This window comes from Arthrobacter sp. R3-55 (assembly GCF_054161505.1).
On the sequence record NZ_CP096423.1, the window covers coordinates 740,811 to 764,686 of the forward strand.

General features: G+C 62.1%; 29 protein-coding genes. 14 read left to right on the forward strand and 15 right to left on the reverse strand.

Features of this window, described 5'->3' with window-relative positions:
• Positions 1-11 precede the first annotated feature (11 nt).
• Genes mpaP through M1D51_RS03620 form a run of 5 tightly spaced genes read left to right on the forward strand, consistent with a single transcriptional unit; the run spans position 12 to position 4,027 of the window.
• Complete coding sequence (gene mpaP / locus M1D51_RS03600) at positions 12-1,670, forward strand: daptide biosynthesis intramembrane metalloprotease (RefSeq protein ID WP_458108559.1); 1,659 nt, start codon at positions 12-14, stop codon at positions 1,668-1,670.
• Positions 1,667-2,377 (forward strand): ABC transporter ATP-binding protein, encoded by a 711-nt coding sequence (locus M1D51_RS03605; RefSeq protein WP_458108560.1) that lies wholly within the window; start codon positions 1,667-1,669, stop codon positions 2,375-2,377. The genes mpaP and M1D51_RS03605 overlap by 4 nt, the downstream gene beginning before the upstream one ends.
• Complete coding sequence (locus tag M1D51_RS03610; RefSeq protein WP_458108561.1) at positions 2,374-3,123, forward strand: hypothetical protein; 750 nt, start codon at positions 2,374-2,376, stop codon at positions 3,121-3,123. The genes M1D51_RS03605 and M1D51_RS03610 overlap by 4 nt, the downstream gene beginning before the upstream one ends.
• A 1-nt stretch (position 3,124) precedes the next feature.
• A complete protein-coding gene (locus M1D51_RS03615) occupies positions 3,125-3,808 on the forward strand; it encodes a hypothetical protein (protein WP_458108562.1) in 684 nt (227 codons plus the stop codon).
• A gap of 33 nt (positions 3,809-3,841) precedes the next feature.
• Positions 3,842-4,027 (forward strand): hypothetical protein, encoded by a 186-nt coding sequence (locus M1D51_RS03620; protein ID WP_172322372.1) that lies wholly within the window; start codon positions 3,842-3,844, stop codon positions 4,025-4,027.
• Positions 4,028-4,133: 106 nt separating this feature from the next.
• On the opposite strand, the gene ggt is transcribed toward M1D51_RS03620, so the two are convergent.
• Positions 4,134-5,969, reverse strand: coding sequence for a gamma-glutamyltransferase (gene ggt, locus M1D51_RS03625; RefSeq protein WP_458108563.1), 1,836 nt, complete (start codon positions 5,967-5,969; stop codon positions 4,134-4,136).
• Between the two features lie 154 nt (positions 5,970-6,123).
• Positions 6,124-6,510, reverse strand: coding sequence for a hypothetical protein (locus M1D51_RS03630; protein ID WP_458108564.1), 387 nt, complete (start codon positions 6,508-6,510; stop codon positions 6,124-6,126).
• A 29-nt stretch (positions 6,511-6,539) separates the two neighbouring features.
• On the opposite strand from M1D51_RS03630, the gene M1D51_RS03635 reads away from it, so the two are divergent.
• The 3 genes from M1D51_RS03635 to M1D51_RS03645 are packed head-to-tail and all read left to right on the forward strand — an operon-like array spanning position 6,540 to position 8,268.
• Positions 6,540-7,355 (forward strand): class I SAM-dependent methyltransferase, encoded by an 816-nt coding sequence (locus tag M1D51_RS03635; protein ID WP_458108565.1) that lies wholly within the window; start codon positions 6,540-6,542, stop codon positions 7,353-7,355.
• Positions 7,352-7,747: a hypothetical protein gene (locus M1D51_RS03640; RefSeq protein ID WP_458108566.1), complete on the forward strand. Its 396-nt coding sequence runs from the start codon at positions 7,352-7,354 to the stop codon at positions 7,745-7,747. The genes M1D51_RS03635 and M1D51_RS03640 overlap by 4 nt, the downstream gene beginning before the upstream one ends.
• Before the next feature lie 17 nt (positions 7,748-7,764).
• A complete protein-coding gene (locus tag M1D51_RS03645) occupies positions 7,765-8,268 on the forward strand; it encodes an N-acetyltransferase family protein (RefSeq protein ID WP_458108567.1) in 504 nt (167 codons plus the stop codon).
• Here the strand turns inward: M1D51_RS03645 and M1D51_RS03650 are convergent.
• From M1D51_RS03650 to M1D51_RS03660, 3 genes are all read right to left on the reverse strand, one after another.
• Positions 8,265-9,209, reverse strand: coding sequence for a hypothetical protein (locus M1D51_RS03650; RefSeq protein WP_458108568.1), 945 nt, complete (start codon positions 9,207-9,209; stop codon positions 8,265-8,267). The two genes, M1D51_RS03645 and M1D51_RS03650, sit on opposite strands and share 4 nt — an antisense overlap.
• A gap of 89 nt (positions 9,210-9,298) precedes the next feature.
• Positions 9,299-10,201, reverse strand: coding sequence for a hypothetical protein (locus M1D51_RS03655; RefSeq protein ID WP_458108569.1), 903 nt, complete (start codon positions 10,199-10,201; stop codon positions 9,299-9,301).
• A 9-nt stretch (positions 10,202-10,210) separates the two neighbouring features.
• Positions 10,211-11,230 carry an SPFH domain-containing protein gene (locus tag M1D51_RS03660; protein ID WP_458108570.1) on the reverse strand — a complete coding sequence of 340 codons (1,020 nt, stop codon included), beginning with the start codon at positions 11,228-11,230 and terminating at the stop codon, positions 10,211-10,213.
• A gap of 105 nt (positions 11,231-11,335) precedes the next feature.
• On the opposite strand from M1D51_RS03660, the gene M1D51_RS03665 reads away from it, so the two are divergent.
• On the forward strand, positions 11,336-12,070 hold the full coding sequence (locus M1D51_RS03665; RefSeq protein WP_458108571.1) for an NUDIX hydrolase: 735 nt from the start codon (positions 11,336-11,338) through the stop codon (positions 12,068-12,070).
• A gap of 172 nt (positions 12,071-12,242) precedes the next feature.
• On the opposite strand, the gene M1D51_RS03670 is transcribed toward M1D51_RS03665, so the two are convergent.
• The 10 genes from M1D51_RS03670 to M1D51_RS03715 all read right to left on the reverse strand — a co-directional run bounded on the left by M1D51_RS03670 (position 12,243) and on the right by M1D51_RS03715 (position 20,612).
• The gene (locus M1D51_RS03670) at positions 12,243-13,076 is read right to left on the reverse strand and encodes a GNAT family N-acetyltransferase (protein WP_458108572.1); all 834 of its coding nucleotides are present in this window, start codon (positions 13,074-13,076) and stop codon (positions 12,243-12,245) included.
• A gap of 314 nt (positions 13,077-13,390) precedes the next feature.
• Entirely contained in the window at positions 13,391-13,783 is a 393-nt protein-coding gene (locus M1D51_RS03675) for a hypothetical protein (protein WP_458108573.1), read from the reverse strand.
• 115 nt (positions 13,784-13,898) lie between these two features.
• Positions 13,899-14,372, reverse strand: coding sequence for a hypothetical protein (locus M1D51_RS03680; protein WP_458108574.1), 474 nt, complete (start codon positions 14,370-14,372; stop codon positions 13,899-13,901).
• Positions 14,369-15,265 carry a phosphotransferase family protein gene (locus M1D51_RS03685; RefSeq protein ID WP_458108575.1) on the reverse strand — a complete coding sequence of 299 codons (897 nt, stop codon included), beginning with the start codon at positions 15,263-15,265 and terminating at the stop codon, positions 14,369-14,371. The genes M1D51_RS03680 and M1D51_RS03685 overlap by 4 nt, the downstream gene beginning before the upstream one ends.
• A gap of 256 nt (positions 15,266-15,521) precedes the next feature.
• Positions 15,522-15,935 carry an ester cyclase gene (locus tag M1D51_RS03690; RefSeq protein WP_458108576.1) on the reverse strand — a complete coding sequence of 138 codons (414 nt, stop codon included), beginning with the start codon at positions 15,933-15,935 and terminating at the stop codon, positions 15,522-15,524.
• A 25-nt stretch (positions 15,936-15,960) separates the two neighbouring features.
• Positions 15,961-16,428 carry a MarR family winged helix-turn-helix transcriptional regulator gene (locus M1D51_RS03695; protein ID WP_458108577.1) on the reverse strand — a complete coding sequence of 156 codons (468 nt, stop codon included), beginning with the start codon at positions 16,426-16,428 and terminating at the stop codon, positions 15,961-15,963.
• Between the two features lie 33 nt (positions 16,429-16,461).
• A complete protein-coding gene (locus M1D51_RS03700; RefSeq protein WP_458108578.1) occupies positions 16,462-17,052 on the reverse strand; it encodes a dTMP kinase in 591 nt (196 codons plus the stop codon).
• 65 nt (positions 17,053-17,117) lie between these two features.
• A complete protein-coding gene (locus M1D51_RS03705; RefSeq protein ID WP_458108579.1) occupies positions 17,118-17,963 on the reverse strand; it encodes an enoyl-CoA hydratase/isomerase family protein in 846 nt (281 codons plus the stop codon).
• Positions 17,960-19,207 carry a CaiB/BaiF CoA transferase family protein gene (locus M1D51_RS03710; RefSeq protein ID WP_458108580.1) on the reverse strand — a complete coding sequence of 416 codons (1,248 nt, stop codon included), beginning with the start codon at positions 19,205-19,207 and terminating at the stop codon, positions 17,960-17,962. The genes M1D51_RS03705 and M1D51_RS03710 overlap by 4 nt, the downstream gene beginning before the upstream one ends.
• Before the next feature lie 25 nt (positions 19,208-19,232).
• Complete coding sequence (locus M1D51_RS03715) at positions 19,233-20,612, reverse strand: SLC13 family permease (RefSeq protein ID WP_458108581.1); 1,380 nt, start codon at positions 20,610-20,612, stop codon at positions 19,233-19,235.
• Between the two features lie 113 nt (positions 20,613-20,725).
• On the opposite strand from M1D51_RS03715, the gene M1D51_RS03720 reads away from it, so the two are divergent.
• The 5 genes from M1D51_RS03720 to M1D51_RS03740 all read left to right on the forward strand — a co-directional run bounded on the left by M1D51_RS03720 (position 20,726) and on the right by M1D51_RS03740 (position 23,785).
• Positions 20,726-21,490 carry an IclR family transcriptional regulator gene (locus M1D51_RS03720; protein WP_458108582.1) on the forward strand — a complete coding sequence of 255 codons (765 nt, stop codon included), beginning with the start codon at positions 20,726-20,728 and terminating at the stop codon, positions 21,488-21,490.
• Positions 21,491-21,722: 232 nt separating this feature from the next.
• Entirely contained in the window at positions 21,723-21,881 is a 159-nt protein-coding gene (locus M1D51_RS03725) for a hypothetical protein (protein ID WP_017200690.1), read from the forward strand.
• Entirely contained in the window at positions 21,878-22,141 is a 264-nt protein-coding gene (locus tag M1D51_RS03730) for a hypothetical protein (protein ID WP_458108583.1), read from the forward strand. Before M1D51_RS03725 ends, M1D51_RS03730 begins: the two co-directional genes overlap by 4 nt.
• 581 nt (positions 22,142-22,722) lie before the next feature.
• Positions 22,723-23,076, forward strand: coding sequence for a hypothetical protein (locus tag M1D51_RS03735; protein WP_458108584.1), 354 nt, complete (start codon positions 22,723-22,725; stop codon positions 23,074-23,076).
• Positions 23,077-23,191: 115 nt separating this feature from the next.
• Positions 23,192-23,785, forward strand: a complete 594-nt coding sequence (locus M1D51_RS03740) for an SRPBCC family protein (RefSeq protein WP_458108585.1) — start codon at positions 23,192-23,194, stop codon at positions 23,783-23,785.
• Positions 23,786-23,876: the final 91 nt, after the last annotated feature.

A 23,876-nucleotide genomic window follows, 5' to 3' on the forward strand; every position in this document is an offset into this window, starting at 1 on the left:
ACCGGCTCAAAGTGCCCGCCGAACGGGCGGTCGAGTGGCCCGTACAGCTCGCACCATCGGGGTCCATCGATGCACCGCTGGCGGCCGCCGGGCCGTGGATTGTGGCGATCAATGGTGTGCCGAAAGCGCGGGTTTCCGCCGACGTCGCGACCGTCCTCAGGGCGGTGGACGGGAGGAAGAATCCGGCCCAAGTGGCGCTTTCCCTGGGGTCTCCGTGGACAGCACAGGACGTCACGGGCATCGTCCGCCAGTTGGCACCCACAGGAATATTCGACGGCGGTGCGGTGCCGGTTGCGATGCGGCGCGTCCAGTTCAGGCCGCCCCTGACAGTGCAGTTCACCTTGTTTAACCCTGGGCCGTTGCTGCAGTTCTGCCGGCCGATGGTGGCGGCCATGGCAAGACCGGGGATGGCTGCGGTGGCACTGCTCCTCCTTCTTGGCGGGCTGGTGGGCGCATTCATGGCGGGCCCCAGTATGTGGCGCGTCCTCTCCACGCCCTTGCCGATGGAGGCTTATCTATATGTGGTGGCGGCGATGTTCGTCTCCACGCTCCTGCACGAGTTAGGCCACGGCATGGCGCTCACATACTTCGGCGGGACACCACGCCGCGTAGGCATCATGCTGTTCTATCTTTCACCGGCTTTCTTCTGCGACGTGACTGACGGGTGGCGGCTGAGTTCCAGGAAGCAACGCGTCCTGGTGGCGCTCGCGGGACCCTTGGTGCACGTCACCCTGGGTAGCGTCGTGTTGGCTGGCCAGGCGTTTCTTCCCGAGTCAGCAGTGAAGGACGCCGCAGTCCTTTATGGCGTCATTTGCTATGCCGTGGCCGTGCTCAACCTGTTTCCCTTTATCAAGCTGGACGGCTACGTTGCCCTGATGTCTGCCGTGGACATTCCACACCTCCGGAAGAAATCGCTGGAGGCGTTGTCTGAGGTGGCCGGCTACGGGATCCTCGGATCCCACCGCATGCCAGCACGGGGCCGATACCTTCCATGGTTTGGCCTCGCCAGCTTTGTTGCCGGTATTGCTTTCATGGTGGTCGGGTACCAGCGCCTGATGCCGGTCTTCCTTCAGCTGGGTTATGCAGGCCATCTTGTGGTCCTTGCGGTCCTCTGTCTGCTGATTGTGGTGGCGCTCAAAGGAGTGGTCCGGTTCTTTCGGGTTGCGGCAGCCAACGGGAGCCCGCTCTGGCGTCGGATCCTGGTGGTGATGCTCGGGTTGCTGACAATCGGGGTGCTGCTGGTCATCATCCCCGTCAAAGCGGTGACCGTAGCGGGTTACACCTATCAGGACGGCCAGTTGAAGATTGTGATGCCGGTCCAAGGGCCTTCGGGGGTTCTGACACCCGGGGACCAAGTCACGTTGCAATCGCAGGGGATGATCATCCACGAAACCCTGGGCCGGGCCATCATTGGCGAGCAGCCGCCGTCGAACTCCATGGCACCCTTGGACACTTTGGTCCCGGTCGCCTTCCCCGGTGACCCAGTGCCGGTACTGACCTTCTCCAGTGAGCTGGTCTCGGGGACCAACCTCGCGACCGCCGGGCGGGCCGAAGTAGCGAGCCAACGTGAGACAAGCCTGGGGGAATGGCTCTGGGCTTCCATCACTACCTCGCCCTTGTGGCCAGGGCAAACCGGGGCGCCCTCAGACTCCACGAAAGGTCAGCCGTGACGATTCACGCAAGTTTTGAACATTTCAGCAAGAAAAGGGGATCGCGTTTTGCCGTAGAGGATCTGACGTTTGATGTCCCAGCCGGCCGCGTGGTGGGTCTGATCGGTCCCAACGGAGCAGGGAAAAGTACCGCGCTCGCGGGTCTTACAGGTTTGCTGGAGGCGACATCCGGCAACGCAACGGTGTTCGGGGTCGACTACCGATCCCTCCGACGGCCCGCCGGCAGGGTTGGCGTGAACCTGGACGGGATGGACGTGGAGCCAGGGCTGACGGGCCGGCGGCATCTGCAAATCTGCCAACTCGCTGCGGGAGTGGGCAGGGAAAGTGTTGAGCGCGTGCTGGAGCAAGTGGGTCTGGCGGGCGAGGCCAACAAGAAGGTCCGGGACTACTCGCTCGGCATGAAGCAACGCTTGGGCATCGGCTCCGCGTTGGTAGGTGATCCCCGTTTGCTTGTTCTGGACGAGCCCGCCAACGGATTGGATCCGGAGGGCATTCAGTGGCTGCGGCGTTTCCTGCGGGAGTTCGCCGCTGCCGGTGGAAGTGCGTTGGTTTCCAGCCACCAACTGATGGAACTGGAACAAGTGGCGGACCAGGTTGTCATCCTCAAACAGAGGGTCCTGTTCCGCGGGACCCTCGGGGAAGCCAAAATGCTTGGCGGTGGCAGCCTTGAAGCGGCGTACTTCAAGATTCTGGCCGGTGCCCAATGAGCAGCGGAGCCTGGGCCGGTTGGACCAGCGGGATCCGATCCGAGCTTCTCAGGTACGTCAGCGGATACTCCATCCTGGGAATAGTGGCTTTCAGCGCGTTGGTGCCATGGTTCGTGGCCAACTTCCTGGGATGGCCGGACAGCTCGGGTGCTTTGACGGCTTCCGAGAACATCCGGATCTTCTGGTCCTTGGCGGCAAGCATTGCACCGGTGGCGACATTTGCCGGGAGTTACTTGGTGACCCGCGAAGCGTATTACGGGACGCTTCGCCGCACCGTGGTGGCGGCCGGCATGGCCAACGTGGTGACGAGCAAATACGCGGCTGCGGTGATGGTGGGAGTCGGCACCGTCATCACGGGACTGGCGGTGTGGGGCGGGACGGTCGCGTTCTCGCTGCCGCCTGACGTTGCGCCGCAACTCCTGGCCCCGGATTCGCTGGGACTGTTGCCGGGGGTGCTGGTGGCCTCAGCAATAGCCGCCGTCTGGGGTTGCTCGTTGGGGTGGATCTTTCAGCACTACTACGCGACGACGATCCTCACCTTGGTGATTCCACTCGCCGTCGAACTGCCTCTGTTGGCGAATGCTCCGGACATGGCCCGCTGGCTTCCGTCCGGCGCTTTGGCGGGAATAGCTTCCGTGCCTTTTGAGGGCTTGCTTGAACCAGTTCCGGCCTTCTTCGTGTCCCTTGGATGGCTGGCCGTTGCTGGCCTGGGCGCAGTGTGGTCCCTCCGACGGAAGGAGCTCTGACATGGGTTCCGCCTTCCTCTCAGAGCTGCGACGGCCGTGGTTGTGGAAGGGCTCGGCGGTGGGGGCCGCACTGGTGCTGGGGTTCATTTCCTTGATGGTTCTTGCAGCTGCCCTGGAAGCCGGGCCACCCCTGGCGAGCCTCGGTGGACCACTGACGGAAGCGGGCCTGACGCTGACATTGACGGGGTCTGCAGTGGTGGGCTCTTTTGCCTTCACTGCCGATTACCGCAATGGAAGCTTCAGCCGGCGGGTCTTACTGTTCCAACGAGGGCCTGCGTTCCTTGGCCGGGCAGCCGCTACAGTACTGGCAGCGCTGATCAGCGGCGCGGTCATTGGCCTGTTCTTTTTCCTGGCAGGGAAACTACTGGATGAAGCGTGGCAGTTGGGTTTGCCGGCTTGCCCGGCCTTTGCGGGGATTGCCGGCATGGGATCTATTTGGGGGTTCGCCGCGGGGTCGCTCATCCGCAATCATCTGGTGAGCCTGTTCGCGGTCCCCCTTACTTTGCTGCTTCCCGAGATGGTGCTGGGGCCCGACTCCCGCTTCTTTCCCATCCTGGCAGCCGACTGGGCAACCCAAGCGGCTGTCAACATACCGGCTTGGGGCTCTTTCGCCGGGGCTACAAGCTGGCTTTTAGTGGTCTTAGCAGTAGCCTTCGTCATTTTCCTGAAGCGCGACCTCGCCTGACTTTCAAACCCTTCTTCTTTAAGGAATACAAGAATGAATCGCAAACCCTTGATATGGCTGCTGCTGGCCTTGGTGCTCGCTGCCTACGCCCTTTCAATCCTCCTCTCCAGCCCGGGCCAATCGCCGTGGTCCATGATCTCCGGAATCATCATCGGGGCCGCTTCGCTGGTGATGGTGTGGAAATACAGTCGCGAGATCAGGAACAACCGGCCATCTTGACCGGGCAGGACGAAGCCCGCCTCGTAGGCGACCCAAGTGGGACGCCTCCGAGGCGGGCTATGCAAGAGACCGTTCCCGGCCCGTCACCTGGCTTCTGACGTAGCGGCTACCTACCGGGTTTGACGGGTTGGACCACTATGGCAGAACCGCCACCGCGTCTGGTGGGTTCGGCGGCAGCTGTCATCTGTCCGTCCTTACCGAACTCGATGGCTGTCGCAGCCCCGATCTCGGCAGCCGATGTGAATGCGTCCCCGGCCGGAACCAAGTCATGGCCCAAGGACTCAAGCGCAGGACCATAAGCCTCGATGAAGGCCGGTTCCGAGCTGACGGTGGCACCATTCCGTGGTGCGGCCCGCGGTGCAGTGAGGGCCTCGGAGACTGTCATCCCCAGGTCGACCCGGTTCAGGATGGTCTGCAACACCGTGGTGATGATGGTCGACCCGCCGGGGGAGCCCAAGGCCAGGAACGGCTTCTGGTCTTTGAGGATGATGGTGGGGGACATCGAGGAACGCGGACGCTTGTTCGGCTCGATCCGGTTGGGATCCTTCGGATCGTAGACCGTGCTGAAATCAGTGAGCTCGTTGTTCAGCAGGAAGCCGCGGCCCGGTACAACAATCCCCGAACCACCGGTCTGCTCGATCGTCAGCGTGTACTCCACCACGTTGCCCCACTTGTCGGCGACCGTCAGGTTCGTCGTGGAGATGTTTTCTGTATCCGTCTCATTGGCGAGGGGCGCCACGGCAGCCGGGCACGCGCCGTCGTACGTCTCTATATTGCCGGGGGCTACCGGCTTGGGAGCGGCCGCCGTCGGATCGATTTCGCAGGAGCGTTCCTTGGCGAAGACGTCGTCCAGCAACGTACTGGTGGGAACATTCACGAAGGCAGGATCGCCGACGTAGGCGCCGCGGTCAGCGAAGGAGAGCGAGCTGGCCTCGAAGTAGTGGTGCAGGGCATCAATGGGCTTCATGCCTTTGAGGTCGTAGTTCTCCAGGATGTTCAGCGCTTCGCCCACCGTGGTGCCGCCGCTGCTGGAAGGAGCCATGCCGTAAACGTCGTAACCCCGGTACCCCACTTTGGTGGCGTCCTGGTCCAGGGCCTTGTAGTTGGCAAGGTCCTGCGTGGTCATGGTGCCGACAGGGACGGGAAGCGTGGTTTCGGCAGTCTTCGGCGGAGCCTGCACGGTCTTGGCGATCTCCTCCGCGAGCGGGCCACCGTAGAAGGCGTCGGTGCCCTCCTTGGCGAGCAGGCGGTAGGTCGCGGCGAGGTCATGGTTCTGGAAGACACTTCCGACGGCGGGAGCGTCACCACCGGGGAGGAACAGGTCACGGGTAGGAGTGAACGCATCGAAGCGGACCTTATTGTCCAGGGTCTGCTGGCGGAACGTCTCATCTACAACGAAGCCACGATTTGCCACTTTGATGGCGGGTTTCAACGCGTCGCCCAGGCTCAACGTCCCCCAACGTTCCAGGGCCCGCTCCCACGTGGCGGGCGTGCCGGGCACGCCGACGGAGACGCCGCTGGTGACCAGATCGGGAGTGAACTTGTATGGCTTCTGGGTGGCAGGGTCAATAAAGGCATCGGGCTTCATGCTGGCCGGAGCGGTTTCGCGGCCGTCGATAGTGCCCACCTGCTTGGTTTTCGCGTCATAGAACACGAAGTAGCCGCCGCCTCCAATGCCGGCGCTGTACGGTTCGGTGACGCCAAGGGTAGCTGCCGCTGCAACCGCGGCATCAGCTGCGTTGCCGCCCTTCTTCAGTACCTCGATGGCCGCCGCGGAAGCCTCGGGATCTACGGTACTCACGGCACCCCCGTAGCCGGTGGCCGTAGCGTTCTTGTCGGTTGTACGGGGATCGGCGAAGGCCGGACTGGCCATTGCCCCGCTCGTCGCGGTTAGTGCCAGGGCTGCCGTTACGGCAGCCAGCTGACGTCTCACATGTGTCATGGTTCCTCCCAGAGTTCTTCCAGACGGTGATGTGGGTGGACGGTTCGGTCACCCTACCCCGGGGGTCTGCAAGGGGACAACGGTTGAAATCCGGGGTGGATTGGGAGTAAGGGCGTTACTGTGCGGGGATGCTGGGGTGCGTTTATTCGTGCGCTTACTTGGCAGGGAGCTCGCCGATGACAGCTACTGGCGTGAGCAGCACGGGGCAAGCCCAAACGCCGTGATCGCCCACCGCTTGAGCGGCCAAGGGATGATTGTTCGGATGCCAAGGACACTGTGGCCAGTTGCTGTTGGTGGGGCCGTTTTCTTCGATCACCCATTCCTGGATCTGGTCTGCCACTGATGCCAGCTGGTCCGCTCCGGGGATGTGTGCCCTCACCGACACGCCCTGTCCGGTGGAATCCCTGGTGCTGTAAATCATCGCCGAGATTGCCTGCGGGTCCTCATCCCAATCGACTGCTTCAACGCGTGGCTCCGTAAGCCCGGAGGAATTCACATCCTGCAAGACGCGGTTGATGATCTCCACAATATTTGGCTCCACGGAATCCTCTCTGGCTGGAATCACTACTTGTGGCCACGGTACAGGGCAATCAGGAAGGTATTGTTCCTAAGGTGACGAGGCCAGACGACCAAGACATGCAACACCGGCTGCGTGAGGCCGGAAAGCCGTGGGTTGATCTCGCGCCGGACTACGAAAAGGCCCGGGCTCGCGAGGACTCGCTTGACCGACTGGTGGAGTGGCCTGCTCAGCGCGAAATTCTGGGTGACGTTTCAGGGCGCTCAGTGCTGGATCTTGGCTGCGGCAATGGGGGAAAGCTCGTTGAATTGGTTCACGACGGAGCCGTTGCTTCGATTGGTGTCGACATCAGCGGGAACTTCATCGCTGATAGACCCCCGGGCCTGGAACTCATCAAGGGCGACCTGTCCGACTTGGAAGCGATTCCTGAACTCGGGCGACGCGAGTTCGACCGCATTCTGTTTCTTCAGTCGTTCGGATACACGCCCGATCCGGTTCGTACACTCCGAGAGGCCAAATCGCTTTTGAAGGATGACGGCTACATTCTGTTGACTAGAACGCAGCCCATCCGATATGCGTTGGAGCGAGCCGAGAAAAACACCACCTCCTTAGGTGAGGAGTACTTCTCCGGTAGTACGTTCTCCTATCGCAGCGGATGGAACGAACACATTGCACTGACAAAGCGGGCTTACACGATCTCTGATTTGCTCAATATCTTTAGCGCTGCGGGTTTCTGGATAGAGACCACCGTTGAGCCGCAATTATCTGAAGATGCAGGCAATCGCCATCCCCACAAGCTGGCATGGATGAACAAGTACCTCGGAATCATCATTTTCAAGCTTCGCTCACTTGACCGAACGAAGGAGTGACGCTGGAAACCGTTCCCGAATTCGTCAGGTACCAGTCGGCACACGTGAATGCGCGGGGGATCTTCGTCGGCATATTTGGCTTGGCAAACGGGCTGGCGAAGGACGGGAGGCTAAGCGAAGAGGATCACCAATGGTGGCAGACCGCCAATGCTTGGTACGACGCCGCCTACCCTGATCCCAACCTCATAGATCCCAGGGTGTATGACCGCACCATCAACCCTCACGCCCAAGCGTGGTTCAAGACCAGCGCTGCTCATCTGCTGACAAGGATCCCAGGTTATTTGGACCTGTTGGATCGTCACGACGTGAAATGGGAAGAACTTCGTTCATCAGCCCCTGGACGCATTCTCTACGAGGACGACGTTCAGGTGGTGGTGGTACCGAACCCTTGAGTGGGTACCGTGGAGCCATGGCAATCAACTTTGAGGTGCGTCGTGCTGATCCTGCGGATGCGACCGGCATGGCAAAAGTGCATGTGGATACCTGGCGCGAAACGTACCGGGGATTGATGAGCGATTCTGAGCTGGACGATCCCGGGCTCCTGGAATGGCGCGAGAAATTCTGGACCGCAGCGCTGACTGATCCTCGCTATGAAAAGAACAACGTTGCCGTGGCTTTGCAGGACGACAGATTGATCGGCATTGCCATGTCAGGTCCTTCTTCTGATCTTCCAGAAGAGCCGCAGGAGTTGTTTGTCCTTTACGCCTACGCCTCGTCCCACGGATCAGGTGTAGGAGCTGCCCTTCTCAACGAAGTCATCAACCCTGCCGCTTCTGCTGTGCTGTGGGTGGCTGACCCCAATCCACGAGCCCAGGCCTTCTACCGGAAGAACGGGTTTGTTGCCGACGGGGCGGAGAAGGTCGAAGACGGCGTCAAGGACATCCGGATGGTCCGCACCGCCCGCCAGAACTAGCGGGCAGCCGGGGAACGCCGAGCAGCGACAGCCTGAACCCCGACACCTACAAGACCAATGCCCAAGGCCAGCAAAAGAGTCGGGAGTGCCGCTCCGTCTGGACCGAGGGCCTGGCCGAAGACATCGCGTCCCATCGCGAGCATCTCAGAGACATCTCCAGCCGGTACACGTGTGCCAAGGACGGATTGGACCGCGGTGAAGAGTGCAGGAAGCAGCCACAGGAAGACAAGGTTGAGCACCCAAGCCACCACGCGACGAGCGTGCCGGAGTCCGCACCAAGCCAGCGCGCAACCGACCAAAACGGCCGGTACCCAGCGGGCAACGGTTGGGACAGCGGTTGGTACGTTCAGGAATCCCACAACGTTCACCACCCACACCACGGCCCATGAGGTGACTGGTACGGCCATGAGTCCGAATCCAATGGTCGCCTTGACAGTTGAAGGTGAAGCGATCAGCAATAACGCGACCAGCGCTGCAAGTACGCAACCGATAACGCCGGCCAGAAGACCTCCGAAGTAAAGCCCGGACAGGCTTCCGGGCAATAGCCCATCTTTGAGTACCGTGAACGACTGGATGGTGGCGGTGAAGTGCACCACGAGGACGCCGGATGCGGCGCACCAGGTAACGAGTCGACGGCGAACGGGCGACCAGATGCGAACTGCCAGCCCGGCAACAGCCCCACCAACTGTGAGAAGCGCCAGGATAGTGGTCGCCTCGTACTGGCTCAGGGGCAGCAGGGCTGATGGCATCTGCGCTGGCATGACCTGCGTAGCCCACAAATTTTGTAGCGGCAGGGTGGCCCCGGTGATCCACCAAGGGGCCAGGCCAAGAACGCCGGCGAAGAGCCCGATCAGCCACCCGCGTAGAGCGTCACGGCCGGGAGTACTGGGTGGTTTCCTGGACGGCACGAAGTGCTGCCCAGTTTGCTCGGGCTGGCTCATGAGGCTCCTCGTTTGAGTCTGACATGGAGTGCCCAGCCTCCAGGAGGAGGGCCAACCGCCAAGACTACACCGAGTGGACTAATTGGAGTTCACACAACCAACCGCAGCGGCCTCTGCCCCAGTTGCACCGTGATCTCCTGCCCCCAAGACGCCGTTAGCCGGTCATCCTCCATGCCATCGCCGAAGACCACCAGCTGATCCGACGCCACGGTAATCCGCAGTACTTCGCCGGCTTCCAGGACACCTTCCGTCAGTGAGGCACCCGTGATGGGTGAGGGCCACGCTTCGCGGACGAACCAGGCAAGCCGAGGATCGGTGGGTGCCGGCAGTGCCCGTCCGCCGCGTTCCAGGGCGATCGAAGCACACCAGCCGGTGGCACCGGTGCCTGTGGAGACGATCAGGCCCGACGACGACTGCCGCTCGGTTTGCCCGCCGGGCTGGGTAAAACTGGGCGCCGTCACGGTGTACTTTGCCGACTGGTGCGAGGCGTGACCGACGAAAACTTCGTTGAGAGCCGAAAGCTCCTGCCCGTCGTCGAGCGTTGCTGTCACGGTGGTGAGATCCTGGCAGCGCAGCCGTCCGACGTCGGCAGTGGCCAGCAGCGCTGCCGCCGCTGCCGGAGTGTGGCGGACCAGGACGCCGGGGTTGGCGCCGGGCTCCGGGTCGATGCCGATGACCGGCTGGCCGTTCAGGTATTTGGCGACGTTCGCCACCAGCCCGTCCTGCCCCACTACGGCGATGATGTCCTCGGCCGCGAGCAGGAACCGGCTGAGGTCTGCGCGTTCCACTTCCGCCTGACGCCAATCGGACGGCACGGCAGCGCGGATGGTTGCCAGGGCTGCGGTGAGGTGATCGTGCCGGTCCTGCACGTCCTGGATGCTGCGGCCGCGGGTGCGGAGGAAGAACTCGGCCTGGCCGCGGGTGGCGTGCCGGTCCAGGAGTTCCTGGAGTTCGGTCCGCCGGTGGACAATGACGATGCGCGGGGTGGCCATGATGGGTCCTTACTTGGTGGCTTCAACGGTAGCGGTGGGTTCCTTGAACAGCCCGGCAAGTGCTCCGCTGAGCAGGTCCGGAGTGATGGTCAGGTTCCCGATGTTCGGCAGGCTGCCGGCCGCGTCCTTCAAGGCCAGTGCCAACAGTGTGGCCTGATCCATAGTGCGGTACACCTCCATGGTGGCGGCCTCGCGGGCAGCGGCCGCTTCACCAACGAGGCGAATCTGGTTTGCCTCGGCCGCTGCGCCAATGCCCTGTCGTTCAGCGGAGCCCTGGGCCTCGATCAAGCCTGCGGCGGCCTTCTCTTCTGCCGCCCGGCGTGCGTTCGCACCCTCTTGGGCCACCAGGTTTTCACGCCTCACGGCCAATTCAATCTGGCTCGCCATCTCGTTCTCGGAAATAGTGCGTTCACGCTCGACGGCGACTGCCCGCCTCTCGTACACAGCCCGGTCCGCTTCGGCTTGGAGCTGTTCGCGCACCGGCGTCTGGAGGGCGCGTTCGACGTCGGCTTCGGGCCGAACAGCCAACACCTGCACGCCGAGGATTTCGATGCCGGTGGACTGCAACCGGGCATCTGCCCGCAGCGCCTCGGTGAGGACAATCCGGAGCTGGCTGACTCCGCGTTCGAGTGCCTCGGCCAGAGTGGTGGTGGCGATCTGGTCGATCGCGTGGCTCTGGCACAGTTGGCCGATGATCGTGGAGACCTGCTCGCGTCCGGTGGCCGGCGCCTTGCCCGCGGTCTGCAGGCCGAAGTCCAGGCGGGTGGAGACAGCCACGGGATCGATGAAGCGGTACGTCACGTTGGCCTGCACGCTGACGTCCTGGTGGTCGCGGGTGATGGCGTGGAACAGGGTGGGGAGTTCCTGGTCGTCCACGGGAATCTCGCTCAACACGGAGTTCGCGGGGCGGAAGAAGAAGGCTTGGCCCACTCCCTGGTGTTTGACGGCGCCCTTTTGCAGGTGGACGACGTAGCCGGTGGGGCTGCCAAGGAAGTGGCTGATCCAGGGGTAGCGCTTGATGGTGGCCATGATGTTCTCGCTTTCGCTCCGGTTGTCGTCGTTTTGACGATAACTAAACGATAGAGGAGCAGAACCTTTATTGTCAACATGACGATAACTTCATACACTTGATGCATGCCTGCATCCCATTCCGCCCCCGAGCGCTTCCCGGTGACCGTGGACGTCGTCGCCCTTACTGTCCGTAACAGCCAGCTGAACGTCCTGCTCATCACCCGGCTCATCGAGCCCTTCAAGGGAAAGCTGGCTCTACCCGGCGGCTTCGTCCTGGCGGGCGAGGACCTGCTGGAAGCGGCGGGTCGGGAACTGGCGGAGGAGACTGGCGTCGAGCATCTTCCCGGGCACCTAGAGCAGTTGGGTAGTTACGGCCCCAAGGGCCGCGACCCCCGAGGCGACGTCCTGACCGTCGCCCACTTGCTGCTGGCGCCGGACTTCCCGGTGTTGTCAGCCGGCAGCGACGCCGAGCAAGCTGCCTGGTACCCGCTGCGGGAGGTCCTCGACGGGACGTACCAACTGGCGTTTGACCATTCGCGGATCCTCGCCGACGCCTTGGAACGCGCCAAGTCGAAACTGGAATACTCTCCGTTGGGTGCAGCCTTCTGCGGGGAAGAATTTACGATCGCGCAGCTCCGGGCCGTGTACGAGGCGGTATGGGGGACACGCCTGGACCCCCGGAATTTCCACCGAAAAGCGACCGGGACGCCCGGCTTCCTCGAGGACACCGGGCGAATGACAGCGGGCGACGCCGGGCGGCCGGCTGCGTTGTTCAGGCTCGCCCCCGAAGCACGCCCGACGCCGGGCCACCCGGCCCGTGCGGTGCTGAACCCGCCGCTGATGCGGCCGAGGGATTGAGTGGCTGGCACTGAACTGGGCCAGTCGCGGTAGCGGATTCGCCCAGAGTTCAGGATGTTGAAGGGCCAGCGAGAACGAACCTTCACGCGCACTTCCACGGACAATCCCATAGGCTCTGTGACGGACAGGGGTTTCTTGTGCCGATGAGGGGACGTGAGGTGGCAGGGCGGAGTTAGGGACTGATGGCGTATTCCGTGAAGTGGCCACAGGCTTTAAACCCGAGACGGCGGTATACGGGTTCCCCGTCCTCGGAGGCCTGCAATACGGCGGTTTCGTATCCGGCCTCGCGCGCGGTTTCGAGTGCGGCCACAGTAATTGCTCCGCCATAGCCTCGTCGGCGGTCGGAGACGAGCGTGGCAATGTTGTAAATCCCAGCAACGCTCGAATGCAAGAACACTTCGGCAGAACAGACGGGGCGACCGTTTATGTATCCGACCAGGTAGCGAGCGGGACAATCAGTGGCGAGGGCAGAGTCCGCCGCCTCGGCAAAGAATTGCTGGACTGTGGCTGCTGGCGGGCTCCAGTTTGCAGCGAGGATCGCGGCGTAATCGGCGAGCTGTTCCGGTGTGGTCACCTGACGGATTGTCAGGTCTTCTACTCGCGTCTCCGGCAGATCGCCGTGCAGGTCCTTCCACATGCCTTTTTCTGTCTCTGACGCTTCGAGGCCGGCGTTCTCAAGGTATTCGCCAAGATTGCCCGGAGTAGAGGCAGGGCCTACCCACCATGAGAACGGGCGGTCGGTGGATGCCAGGGTTCGGACCGTCTCCGCGGTGCGGGTTTGCGCTGTGTCCTGAGCGAATTGGGCTGCGGCGACGATGTTGAAGGTGTCGTCGGCCAGGCCGCTATCGGCGATCAGGAGATCGGCTGTTTTTACAACGGAGGCACCGAGGCGGTTAAGGTGCAAGTGACTGGCATGCTCAGCTAGATTCTGTTCCATCGCGTGCTGCAGATCGGATTCAGAGCCAAGCGAAAAATTCGCGGCTTCCATGATGATCCATTCAAACATGCTTCCTCGAGGGTGCCGGGCGCTGATCCCACTCAGCGTCTCCGAAGCCTGCTGGTGGGCCGGTCCAAAAAGCCAGCGAAGTGTGACACGGTAGTCTGCCGATCAGCCCCCAGCTGGCTCGTCGAACGCCCGTGAGCCGATCCGTTACCGGACGGCCAGGTAAGAACGAGTAATTACACCCGGCCCCAAAATCTTATCGAAACCTGTTTCGTTTTCATCGTGAAGGCGCTGGTCAACGGCCCGTAAGCCGATGGTCCAAGAGCCATTCAAGCGCCGTGTGGGGAACCTTTACAGGAACTAACCCGGGCAGCCGCTCAAGGAATGGTGACGTGTTCGTCGACCCGATCTGTGAATGGGGGCTCGTCCGGACAGGCCACCGAAGCCATGACGGGACCCCCGGCATTCGCCGTGTATCGGACACATGCGTTGACAGTCCGCTGCTCCGCCCACCAGCCACCACTGGTGGTGAGATGTTCGCGGTAGTACCGGTCGGCGAAGAAGTTACCGTCGGTGTCCCAGCCGAACGAGTATGGAGCACTTACTCCCTGCAACCGTGAGCGCACCTGATCCCGGTCGGATGTATCTACGTTGGCGGTGAATTGGGTGAACCACTCCATACCCTCTGCAGCGCGTTCCAGGATGGTCCGTTGGCCCATTTCCTCGATGCTTGGACCGGCGCAGGAGGACAAAGCAAAGAGAATAACCATTGCGCAGCAAAGCTGCCAGACACGTGCCATTCATTCCCCCCAAGGATGGTGAAGCCCTAGCCTAGCCTTCCGAACTGAAAGGCGGGCTGGCCGAAACTGCCATACCGTTTGGAAGTCATCTGTTCCGCGATTGGCCGGCGCGGTCCAGGACCGCCGTGGCGGTGGACCCGGGGTCAGGCGTCGAAATCAACCAGGTGCGGGTGGGGGTCTCCATGACCATGGCCGGACCGCCGACCAGCAGTCCCCACGTTCGCTGGCCCAAGTACCGGACGCCGAAGCCTTCGGTCATGGAACTGGACGGCGCCGGAGAGGCATCGACGATGTCCTCCAGCGGGATCGTCTTGGCATAGAACGGCTGGCATCTGACCGTCAGGTTCTGCGCTGTGGCTTCAATGGTCACCCTGATGCGAAGTACTGAGACTGTCAGGAGGGCAATGATCGCCACCATTCCAGCGCTGATCAACAGGACACCACTGGGAATTGCGGTCACGATGATGAAGACGCACAGCAGGCCCACCACAGTTGCTATGACTTTCTGAGAGCGGCGGCTGATCCCGGCCTCCGAAATCATGGTTGATGTCCGGTTCACAGGTCACCCGCCAGCGTCCTGACGCGGGTCAGAAAATGCTCGCGGAGCTCACGGTCCGGGGCAACCGAATCGAAGACGCCTGCGAGCATCACCGCAGCGTCAAGACCGAAGATGGTCCAGCATGGGCCGCCGACGTCGATGCTCCCGCCGGCTTTGGAGTAGCCCTTCAGGAAGGCCGGGTAGTCGATGCCGTTTTCCTTGATGACCGCGTACTCCTGGATCCGTGCGATCTCCAGTTCTGGAGGTGCTGCGAGGGCGTTGCTCCAGTCGAAAATCGAAAGCAGCTGACCCTTTTGGACCCGTACGTTTTGGCGTCGAAGGTCCATATGGATAAGGCAGACCTCGTGGCCGCCGGCATCGAGTATTGCCTGCAACGTTGCTGTGGGAGGAAGAACGGGAAGCGAATGGCGGATCCGAAGGCGCGCGTAGCGTTCCTCCAGCCGGTGAACGATCCGGTCATCCCAGGGCCTTCCTGCTTGGGCAACCAAAGGAAAGTCTGGGACTGGCAGCCCGTGCATCGAGGCGACAACGGACCCGAGTGCCGCGGAATCCAGCTCGGAGCCGTCATCGTCCAATACTTCAAGGATCAGCACGGGAATGCTGTCCTGAATCATCAGATCTATGGCAGCGGCGCTGGGCACTCCGTTGTCCGCTGCCCAGCGTGCCAAGGCCATTTCCTGCCGCTGGAGCAAACCGGCCGGTACCCCGTTGTTGTTGACGGTGTTGAATTCACGCGAACGGGGAATCCGGTAGCCCTCACGAACCAAGCCACCGGCGGCTTCATAGAAGAGGAACTCCGTCCCGGCTCCTGCCAACGCCACTGAACTGGCATCCCGGCGAGCAGCGACCGCTAAGGCGATGTCCGTCGTCGTGTGTTCAGCGGACTGACTCAAGGACGCCCTTCACCCTGAGTGGAGGCGTTACCGGGTGATTGGGGCACAGGGGTTCCGCGCCGCATCCGAATCCAGCGGTCGACGAAAACCGCGAGGGCGGCCACAACACACCCCAAAGCCAAAGATGGCAGTGGCCCCAACGCCCACAAAAAAGCAACGTACGTCCCGAATCCGAACACGAAGACCAGCAGGCTGCGTCTGGTTTTGGCACTCATGAAATCCCCCCAAAAAACGCCGTAATTGGCATGGAGCGAGCCTACCCCTCGGCAGGCTGGATCTGCATCATGAGCCCAAAGAGGTCCGGGAGCCCGTGTTCTTCACTGATCTGACCGTCTACAAAGCGATAGATGTTCATTGCCTGCGCTTGTATAGCTTTACCGGTTGCCGCTATGCCCAGGAATTCTCCGTGGTGGGTGCCCCGGAGGGTGAATCGCGCGGCCACGGTGTTTCCTTCAATAACGGTCTCCTCCAGTGACCACTGGACGTCGGGAAAAGCTTGCCGCATGATCCCGATGATTTGGAGGTAGCCGCTTGGGCCCTGAACCGGCTCCGGCAAGAAGGGCACATGGAACGTGGCCGATGGTGAAATGATCTCATCACCAATCTGCTGGTCGGCTGAATTGATGAATTCAACAAAGCGGTTCATGCGTTCACGAAGTTCGTCAGTCATTTGCTTGCTTCCTTTACTTAGCGGGTCAGCTGGATCGCCGCGCTGCAGCCATCGGACTGACGTGTCGGAGACGTCTCAGCAGTTCCATGAGTTCCTCAGCGCCCTGCTGGCTCAGCGCCGGAGCGAGCCGAAGTTCAAGTTCGGCGTCAACCGTCTTCCGGGCACGTTCCAGGATGGTGCGCCCTTCGGGCGTGAGCTCGATCAGGGAGGACCTGCGATCATCCGGGTTGTTTCTCCGGCGGCAATAACCGGACTTTTCGATCCGGTCAATGAGCTTGCTGGTGCCTCCAACCGAGATCGCAAGAGCCGTGGCCACGTCCAAAACCCGGCATGCCCCCAATCGGCCAATGACAGCCATCGGTTCAAATCTGCTCATCGGGAGGCCGTGCTCTTTGCGCAGAAAGCTATCGAGTCCGTCCCACAGCTCAGTTTCCAATCGGGTCAGCTCGCTGAAAAGGGGGTACAGCGAATCGGTTTCGATGCCCTTGCTCATAGCGGGAAGCCTAGCATTTAGTTTCCATGGAACCTAGTTCCTTGGAATGCTCATGGCTTCCCTCCCTGCGACCACCCGGTTCAGTCGGGACAGCACCTGCTCCGGCGTCCCGTCGGCGTCCACCACCACAAAGTCATCGAACTCGGGCAGCGAACGGTACGCGGAACGGAAGGCCTGCAGATCGGCAAGTGTCTCGTTGTCAGTCCCGCGTGCGGTGACGCGTTGATGGGCAAGGCGGGGATCGACGTCGAAATGGACCGCAAGATCCGGTGCCGGGAGTTTCCCAAGCAGCCAAGGGATCAGCTTCCCCCGGCCTAGCCCGTTGGCCTGGCGCAGCGCGAGTTGGCAATGCAGGTGCCGGTCCATCACCACCAGCCCGTCGAACCTGTGGGCACGCGCATGATTGAGCAGCACGTTGAACAGCCGCACGGTGGTCTCGATGACATCGGCCACGCGTGGCGGCAGCTTCCAGCCAAGCCGCTCGGACAACAGGGATAGCCGCCGGCGGGCAGCGTGGTTGGCGAGCAGCAGGGCGTTCTTCCCATCAGCTCGGGCCGATTCAACCAAGGCGCGGGCCGCCGTCGTTTTTCCTGAACCGTCAATTCCAGTCAGAACAATGAGCATGAGGCCTCCCCTCGTTTCCTTTCCAACGAAGGGAGGCGCCCTCTTGTGCCGGGAAGCGGCGTGAGTCAGGCCACAGACCCCCACGTGAAGCGCGGCTGCTCACGGTTCAAGAAGGCGTTGATGCCGATTTCCATGTCCGGGCTATCCGGCATCGCCGACCACGCTTCAGCCCACTCCGGGTCAATGACGGCAAGGCCGGAACCTGAAACGTCCGTCAAGTCCACCAGCCGCTTCATGGCAAGCATGGAGAACCGCGAACGGCTCCGGAGCGTACTGACCAGCGCTGCGCACTTGTCCTCAAAAGACTCGGAAGGCACGACGTCGGCCACCAGGCCGAGCGCGCGGGCTTCAGTTGCGCTGAACGTCTGTCCGGTGAGGAGGATGTACTTTGCCTTGGCATGACCCACCTGCCGGACGAGCCGTTCCAAACCGGGGCGCGGGTAGATGATGCCGATCTTGGCCGGGGTGAGCCCGATGACGGCCTGATCGTTGGCGATGATGAAGTCGCAGGCGGAGGCGATCTGCCAGCCACCACCCATGCAGGCACCCTCCAGCAAGGCCACCGTGGGCTTGGACACTGCAGCGATGGCAGCATCGGCGGCGCTGAGGTGATCCACTGTGGTCCCGTCCGCCTGAGGATCGATCAGCACGGACGCGAGTTCGCTGATGGCCGCCCCTGCGCAGAACGTATTACCCGCCCCTCGCAGTACCACCACGGCAACATCAGGATCGGCGTCCAGTTGCGGCATCAGCTCCTGAACCTCCAAGCACATGGCCCGGGTGAGGGCATTGCGTTGGGAGAGGTTGCTGATCTCTACGGTGGCCACGCCATCAACCACCGAGAGGGAGATGCGGCCTGCGCGGGAAACCTCGGGACGGGCAGTGTTGGTTGCAGGGGACATCACAGTCATCGCTGTGCTCCCATCGTTTCCGGAACCTGCGCGGAAGCCGACGCGCAGAGGAGGCGGCCCTCGCGCTCAAGCCGGGTGACGTCGTCGTGCGTCATTCCACGCTCCATCAGTATTTGGGCGGTGTGCTCGCCAAGCAGTGGCGGGGGAGCCAGGATTTCGCTGGCCTCGCCATCCAGGCTGAGCGGGCCGCGGAGCAGGGGGAGTGCGGAGCCATCACGTCGCCTGCTGTGCTGGACGAGTCCCAGGGCGGCAACCTGCTCCGAGGCCAGTGCCTGGAGGTAGTTGTAGATAGGGCCGCAGGGGATCCCCGCCTCACTGATCAGTGCCACCCACTGGGCCGCGGGTTTTGCGGAAAGGGCAGTTTCGATGAGCTCCGTCAGCTGGTCCCTGTTGGCCGAGCGGTCCGCGCCGGTGATGAAGCGGGGATCCTCCACGGCGGTGGGCATCCCCAGCAGGCCGCAGAAAGCCCGCCATTGTTTCTCGCTGCCCACAGCGATGTTGATGGATTCCGTGGCCGTGGCGAACATGCCATACGGGGCGATGACGGGGTGGTTGTTGCTCTGCGGCGTGGCTGCCTGGCCGAGGCTGAGCGCTTTTTGCCCTTGGAAGGCAGAAAGGTTCAAGGCGGTTTCCAGCAGGGAAGTGGACACGCGGCCCGGGCGCTCGCCGTTCCGTGCCCCCAACAGCGCTGACACGATCCCGAACGCACAGATCATGCCGGACGTGATGTCCACAATTGGTACGCCCACCCGGTAGGCCGAGCCGGGTCCAGATCCAGGGCCTGGCCCCGTGACGGACATCAGCCCGGACATTCCCTGGATGACCTGGTCCAGTCCGGCGTCGTCCTTGAGGGGGCCCGTGTTGCCGAAGCCGGTAACGGATCCCACCACGAGCCCGGGGTTCAGCTCTTCAAGCCGGGATGCCGTGAAGCCCATTTTCTCCAGTGTTCCGGGCTTGAAGTTCTCTACCAGGACATCGGCGTCGGCAATCAAGCCGGCCAGGATTTCGCGTCCCTCGGCCGAGTAGAAGTCCAGGCATACGGAGGCTTTGTTGCGGTTGACGGAGTCGAAGTAGAGGCTGTGACCGTCCTGGAACGGGGGCCATTGACGGGCAGTATCGCCGCCGTTGACGCTCTCGACTTTGATGATCCTGGCGCCCATATCGGCAAGGAGCGCGGTGCAATAGGGGCCGGCGAGGGCCCGGCTGAGGTCGATCACGGTGATTCCGCGGAGTGGTTTGAGCATGATTTCTGTCCTGACTGTAAGGGGTTCAGAGGCTGGATGGCAGCACCAGGGCGCCTACCAGGAGTAGTGGTCCGGCCACCACCATGGACAGCCCCCAGCGGGTGAGGTGCTTGGTGATGCGGGGACGCTCGTCGGCGTCCACGGTGGCCACGAAGGTGGCGCCGACGGTGGAGAACGGCGAAACGTCAACAATGGACGAGCACACGCCAAGCGCGGCGATGACAGCCCACCCGGCAACGTCCCCGGAAGCCACCAAGGGAAGTGCAAGCGGAACCAGTGCAGCGAGCATCCCGGTAGTGGAGGCGAACGCGGAGACGAGGGCGCCGATAGCGCAAATCACCAGTGCGGCAAGCAACGGCGTCCCGACGGCGCCGGCTGCTTGACCGAGCAAAGCGACGGCTCCCATGGTCTGAAGGACTCCGACGAACGTGATGATCCCGCCCACCAGCAGGACGGTGGACCAGTCGATTTTGGCCACTGCTGACTTGCCGGACAGGGGATCGCACAGCGTGAGGACCGATGCGAACGCGAAGCACAGGACGCCTATGTCCGGGCTGGCGCCGAGGACGGACATCAAAATGACGGTGACAACCAGTCCGGCCATGCAGAGCACGGTGATGATCTGGTTGCGGTCCAGCCGTGAAGGCTGAGGCGTGGGGGCCGGTTCGTCCAGGACCTGGACGGACTGTTGGGCGGCCAGCTTGCCCCGCGCAATGTTGCCTTCGCGCTCAAAAGGGTGCGACGGCGTCGGGCGGCTTGCGCTGAAGCGCGGCACGGTGGTGCCGAACCCGTCAGCCGTGCGGGTGTTGAGCAGCTTGAACCCGCCGAAGAGCACATAGGCGGCCCCCAGCAGCAGGATGTTGGTGCCCAGCGCCACGCTGAAAAGGACCAGTGGATCGAGGTCGATTCCGGCCGCCCTGGCGGTGCCGTAGGTGACGATGCCGAACAGGCTGGTGGGTGCGAATCCACCGGCGCTGAGGCCGGAACCGATGGCCAGGCCCATGAGCATGCGGTCGATGCCGTACCTCTTGGCCAGTGGCATGCCGATGGGGGCCATGACCAGTCCCGCCAACGGTGAGCCCATGGCGGAGATGCCGATTGTGAGGGCAAAGAAGGCCACGGGCAGGAAGAAAGCGCGGTCACCCACTTTGGCGATGGCCATCTCGATGATGCGATCGATGGTCCCGTTGGCTTGGGCGATCGCGAAAAAGTAGGTCACCCCGACCAGCAGGACAAGGATCCCGATGGGGAATCCTGACACCACCTTCTCGATGGTCATCCCTGCCATCCAGACGCCAACTCCTGCGGCCGCTGCGAACATGAGCACTCCAATGTGCACTTTGCGCAGGGTGGCCAGGACGAAGACGCCTACAAAGATGGCCAAGGCGAGTATCTGTAATTCCATAGGCCCGTTCTCCAATCAAACTACATCGGTTCACTGGATGAACCATCGGTTCATTTTGGGAAGTCGCCTGTAATGTAGGGCACTGAGGGAAGCCGGTCAAGCAGGAGGGGTGCATGAGCACGCAAAGCGTCGTCACGGCCATCAGGGTGCTGGAGGCGGTCTCGGACAACCAGCCGGCAGGATTGTCCGAGCTCAGCCGTGAAGTGGACGTGCCCAAGGCCACCGTCCTCCGAATGCTCAGGACGTTGGCCGAATTGGGCTGGGTGGCACAGTCCGAGGCCCAGGCCGGGAAGTGGGTCCTGACCAACCATGCCTTCGCCGTGGCAAGCCGTGGCAGCAGCGGATCGGTGATTCGGGATGCCGCCATGGGGCCATTGAATGCGCTGCAGTTGGACACCACGGAGACGGTTCATCTTGCCGTCCCGGACCGCGGCTACATGCTCATTATCGAGCGGCTCGATACCCCGCACGTCCTGAGGGCCTTCCTGCCTCTGGGATCGCGCCTGCCGATGCACGCATCCTCAACGGGCATGGCTTACTTGTCAGCTGCCGACGAGGCATTCGTTGACGAGTATCTGGCCGGACCGTTGGAAGCGTTGACGCCGCAAACGGTGGTTGATCCCGCGCAGCTCCGCGGAATGATTGTGGACACCCGCGCGCGGGGGTACTCCATCAACGAGCAAGGGCTTAGTACGGGGATCACCTCAATCGGGGTGCCCCTGTTGGGCTCCGGCGGGGTAGCGGCTGGTTCCATCTCCATCTCAGGGCCCTCAAGCAGAATTGTGCCCGCCAAGTACCAGGAGTACGGCGAGGCTGCCGCGGGCACCGCTCTGGAGATCAGCAGGGCACTCGGAGCATTTTCCACAAAGGGGTTCTAAGTTTCCTGTCCAAATACTTCGCGCCGGCGGGCTGCGCGCCTATCATGATGCTATGTACGTGCCCCTCGCGGGCAAAGGTTTCGGTTTGAACCTAATTCCGTGGGGGTACGTAAGCGATATGGAGGAGAAATTCTCCGATCGGTGCCCGTTGGCATGGGTGGCGCTTCAGAAATGGAGTACCAGCGGACGCCTTCCTGAATAGACAACAGTTATTGAAGGGATGCGTAGCTCAATGAATACACTTTTGATAATCGCCGGTGTCATCGCGATCATCTTGCTCCTGGTGGGCGGATTCAACCAGGCCCTCAGCTTCTTGCTGTGGGTGGGAATCATCCTGCTGGTACTGGCCTTGATCGGCTGGGTACTGGGCCGGGGCCGGTCGCGCGTATGACAACTGACCCCAACGAGGTTGCCGGTTTTGCACAGGTTCGGGATGGAACCACCACGCCCGGACATCCTATTCCAAGGGATCCCGGGACGCCGGACACCGGCAATCAGGTACCTGTAGGTGATTCGTCGTCGGAAAGTCCGGACGACGCCGTCGACGCGGGTCCCAGCGAATCAGCCAACCCGTCAGGGCCGGCAGAAGAAAAGAACGAAGGGACCGCGGACGACCGTGGTCTGACCACCGAACCCAATCCCACGGATTGATCGGAGCAGCGCGGCCGCGGGCGGAAAGTTACCAGTCCGCGGCTGCGCTCTTGGCGAAGCCGTATTCGGCGTTAACCACTAATTTTCGAAAGTTGTCAGTTTAGCGATTGGCAGAATAATGCGTATCGGTTCAATCATCGGGCTGATCGTTGTAGTTTGGCTCATTATCGGCGCAATTGCGGCCGGCCAACGGGGCTATTTCAGCACCCCGCCTGCGCAGTGCTCACAGTTTGCCACCATAGCCCTGAATATCGTTGCGGGCCCCCTGAATTACACGGGGCTGGATCCGCAAGGTGGATGCCAGGTCCCGCAGCCCTCCTGAACAGAGCTGCGTAGCGCCCCGCTGATGTCCTCATGCTTCCTGGCGCGAGGACCCTCCTTGGTGCGGTGGAAACCCCTTGCGCTCCTCGGTATCACGGCGTCCAGCCTGCTGGCTCATGGTGGAACCCTAAGGTACCGAATAGCCTTTTACTAAGTTTGCTGACTATTATCGTCAAAGGCATGGACATGCCACCAAGGGGCCTTATAGGTTCGAAGTGTTCCATAAAACACGTTCACCGCTCAGGGAAAGGACAGGTCACATGGACAAGCAGAACGCCACACCGGAAGAGGAAGTAGGAGGCTACGGCACTCCTACGGCAGAGCAGGAAGCCGGCGGAGGCCAGGCCCAGCCCCGCGTGGAGGAAGACATCGAGGAAGCCGCCCTCGGAGAAGGTGCCGGCGCCCCGAACCTCAGCCATCTGGACCCGGAAGACTCCGACAGCTCCGGCGAACCCGGCGCGGGCCGCTACGGCGGAACCGACGAGCAGTATTTGACCGAGCAGTCCATCCAGCCCAACGGCAACGATGGAGACCTGCCGGACGGCAGCGGCAATGACCTGCCCCAGGAAGAGTCACCCAACGACGATGACGAAGAAAGTTTCGACGCCGGCTAAGAGCTTTGGCTGGCGCGCTTTAGACAGGCGCGCCACTGGTTAAGCAGCCAGCTGGCTGGCGCGCCACCAGTATTACCGCGTGAGCACCCGAGACACGATCGAAGGAGCAAAACCTATGGCTACGGTCAATAAGTCAATCGAAGTAGATGTCCCTGTATCAGTCGCCTATAACCAATGGACCCAGTTCGAGAGCTTTCCGGAGTTCATGAACGGCGTGGAGTCGGTGGAACAGATTGACGACATAGCCCTCCACTTCTCCACAAATGTTGGCGGAGTGAAGCGGGAGTACAACGCCCAGATCATCGAGCAGGTCCCTGACCGGCTGGTCAGCTGGGCCAGCGTCGATGGTCCACGTAACGCAGGCACTGTCAGCTTTGAACCGCTGGAGGATGTCCGCACCCGCGTGACTGTAGCGATCGATTGGGAGCCCGAAGGCCTTGCCGAAAAGGCCGGCTCCGCATTGCACGTGGATGAGCTGCGGGTGGGCGCCGACTTGGACAAGTTCAAGAAGTTCATCGAGGCCCAGGGGCATGAAACCGGGGCTTGGCGCGGCACGGTATCGGGCGGCGATGTGGATGACACCGGGCAAACCTTTGGGAGTGGTTCGGTAGCAACAGCTGACAACCCGCCCGTTGATCCGGACCTCGCGGCGCCTTCGGCAGCCGACGGGCCGGTTGAGCCGCCGCAGCCGCGAACCCCGGGTTTGTAGCGGACGGCCGGTCTCTGGCGCGAAGCGTGGAACTGGCTCACACTGGATACAGCACCAATAGATAGCTCCACCGAGGGCCGGCCACCATCAC